The sequence below is a fragment of the Streptomyces glaucescens genome, from assembly GCF_002154375.1.
Taxonomy (GTDB): domain Bacteria; phylum Actinomycetota; class Actinomycetes; order Streptomycetales; family Streptomycetaceae; genus Streptomyces; species Streptomyces glaucescens.
In genome coordinates this window covers 1-2,451 of record NZ_MUND01000347.1, presented here as the reverse complement: position 1 = coordinate 2,451, position 2,451 = coordinate 1, and the positions used below count along the sequence as shown (strand labels likewise).

Sequence of the window (2,451 nt, the reverse complement as noted above, 5' to 3'; positions counted from 1 at the left end):
CCCCTGTTCCCCCCGGCCGAGGTGCCGCGGAGCACGGAACTCCCGGCCCGCCTGACCACGCTGACGAAGGCCGCGGAGCTGACCGGCCTGGCGCCCGAGCGGCTGCGGTCCGACCCTGCCGCCAACATCGCGGGCGGTGCCGCGCTGCTCGCCGCCGCCCAGCGGGAGCTGGGGGCGCCACTCAGCGCGGACCCGGCGGACTGGTACGGGGCGGTGGCCCGGTTCTCCGGCGCGGACGACCGGGCGACGGCGGCGGCGTACGCGAACGACGTCTACGACGTGCTGCGCACCGGCGAGGAGCGGTTGACCGACGCCGGGCAGCGGGTCGCCCTGCCCGCGCGGCCGGACCTCGTTCCCGACACCGGCCGGCTGCGGCAGGCGGGGCTGCGCACCGCCGACGCCGAGGGCACCGAGTGCCCGCCGACGGTGTCGTGCGAGTGGATCCCCGCACCGTACGAGGAGTTCGGCGACGGTGACTACGGCAACCACGACCTGGCCGACCGGCCCCGCTCCCAGGACATCGACTACATCGTCGTGCACGACACGGAGGGCCGCTGGGAGGGTGTCCTGAAGATGGTCCAGGACCCCACCTATGTGTCCTGGCACTACAGTCTGCGCTCCACCGACGGTCATGTCGCCCAGCACGTGAAGGCGAAGGACGTGGCCTGGCACGCGGGCAACTGGTTCGTGAACGCGAAGTCGATCGGCCTGGAGCACGAAGGCTTCCTCGCCTCGCCGGACGCCTGGTACACGGAGGCGATGTACCGCTCGTCGGCCCGGCTGGTGAAGTACCTGGCCAGGAAGTACGGCGTTCCGCTGGACCGGCAGCACATCCTCGGCCACGACAACGTCCCGGGCCCGACCGCGTCGAGCGTCCCCGGAATGCACACCGACCCCGGACCGTACTGGGACTGGCAGCACTACTTCACGCTGCTCGGCCGCCCGTTCCGGCCGACCGCGGGCAGCGGCTCGGACGTCGTGACGATCCGCCCCGACTACGCCGCCAACCGCCCCGAGTTCACGGGGTGCGCCGCCAAGGGCGAGCCCTGCCCGGTGCACGGGTCGAGCGCGGTGCGGCTGTACGCCGGTCCGGGCAAGCACTACCCACTGATCAAGGACATCGGCCTGCGGCCGGGCGGCGGCGACTCGACGACCGGGGTCAACGACATCGGCTCCCGGGTCTCCACCGGCCAGCGGTACGCGGTGGCGGACCGGGACGGCGACTGGACGGCGATCTGGTACCTCGGGCAGAAGGCCTGGTTCGAGAACCCGCGGAAGTCCCCGGCCGCCGTCCCGGCCCGAGGGCTTGTGGTCACCCCGAGGGACGGCCTGACCAGCGTCCCCGTCTACGGCCGCGCCTACCCGGAGGCCTCCGCCTACCCGGCGGGCGTACCCGTCCAGCCGGTGACCGCGCTGCCGTACCGGCTGCCGGCGGGGCAACGGTACGTGGCGGGTGACCGGCTGTCCGGCCAGTACTACTACGCGGTCACCTTCGACACCGCCTCCCACCGGGTGGTGACCGGAGAGGATCTCTACTACGAGATCCAGTACGGCCACCGGGTGGCGTTCGTCCGCGCGGCCGATGTCGAGGTGGTGCGGGGCGGGTAGCGCCGGGTCTCAGCCCTGCTGGAACAGTTCCGCCGGGAGCGGCTTCAGCAGGGCGTACAGGTCGTCGGTGATGGGGCGGTCCCAGGCGGCGATGGTCACCAGCACGTTGTCGCTGCGGTCGAACTGCACGCAGGAGATCCGGCTCTCGGAGAGCTTGATCCGGCGCACGATGAGCAGGTTGTCGCCCTGCATCACCGGCACGTCCTCGGTGCCGACGACGGTCACCTCCTCGTCGTTCTCCAGCGCCAGCAGCAGCTGGGCCACCTCGAAGGGGACCTCGCCCTCGGCGACCTCGCGGGCCGGGGAGCCCTCGGGGAGATTGCCGATGATCATCGCGGGGCCACGGCCGCCGAACAGGTCGTAACGGAGGAAGACACCCTGGCAGCTGCCGTCGGGGGCGGGCAGCAGGCCCGCGCCCAGGTTCCCGGGCCAGTCGCCCGGGTCCATGGCCAGTACGTCGAAGTCGGGCCCTGCGGGAGTGGCGCTGCGGCGGCGGAGGAACGACATGTCGCCATGGTACGTGGCCGGGGGCCGTGAACGCCGGGCGGGCGGCGGCTCGGGCGCCCGGATTTCCCGCCGGACGGTGGCACCGCTTCACAGCCGGCCGGCCGTCCCGGCGTCCCGCGTACGGCGGACCCGCGGCCGTCGTCCCTACGGCCGGGAGAGAACGGCGGATCCCGCCCCGCCCGTTCCGTGTCCGGTGGGGGACGGCCGCCGGCCGGCGTGTCGCCGGGCCTGCCGGCGCAGGACGCATTCGGCCGGTGCGGGGCGGGCCCGGTCCCGGTGCGGGTGCCCGCCCGGGACGTCGGTCCGGCGGGGCGGGTCCCCGACGGACCGACGTCC

Annotated in this window: 2 protein-coding genes; one reads left to right on the top strand and one right to left on the bottom strand. The window is 73.7% G+C overall.

Annotated elements, in window-relative coordinates; genetic code table 11:
* Positions 1-3 precede the first annotated feature (3 nt).
* The gene (locus CCN42_RS22505; RefSeq protein ID WP_086738236.1) at positions 4-1,608 is read left to right on the top strand and encodes an N-acetylmuramoyl-L-alanine amidase; all 1,605 of its coding nucleotides are present in this window, start codon (positions 4-6) and stop codon (positions 1,606-1,608) included.
* Positions 1,609-1,617: 9 nt separating this feature from the next.
* On the opposite strand, the gene CCN42_RS22500 is transcribed toward CCN42_RS22505, so the two are convergent.
* Positions 1,618-2,115, bottom strand: coding sequence for a hypothetical protein (locus CCN42_RS22500; protein ID WP_086738233.1), 498 nt, complete (start codon positions 2,113-2,115; stop codon positions 1,618-1,620).
* Between the last annotated feature and the right edge of the window lie 336 nt (positions 2,116-2,451).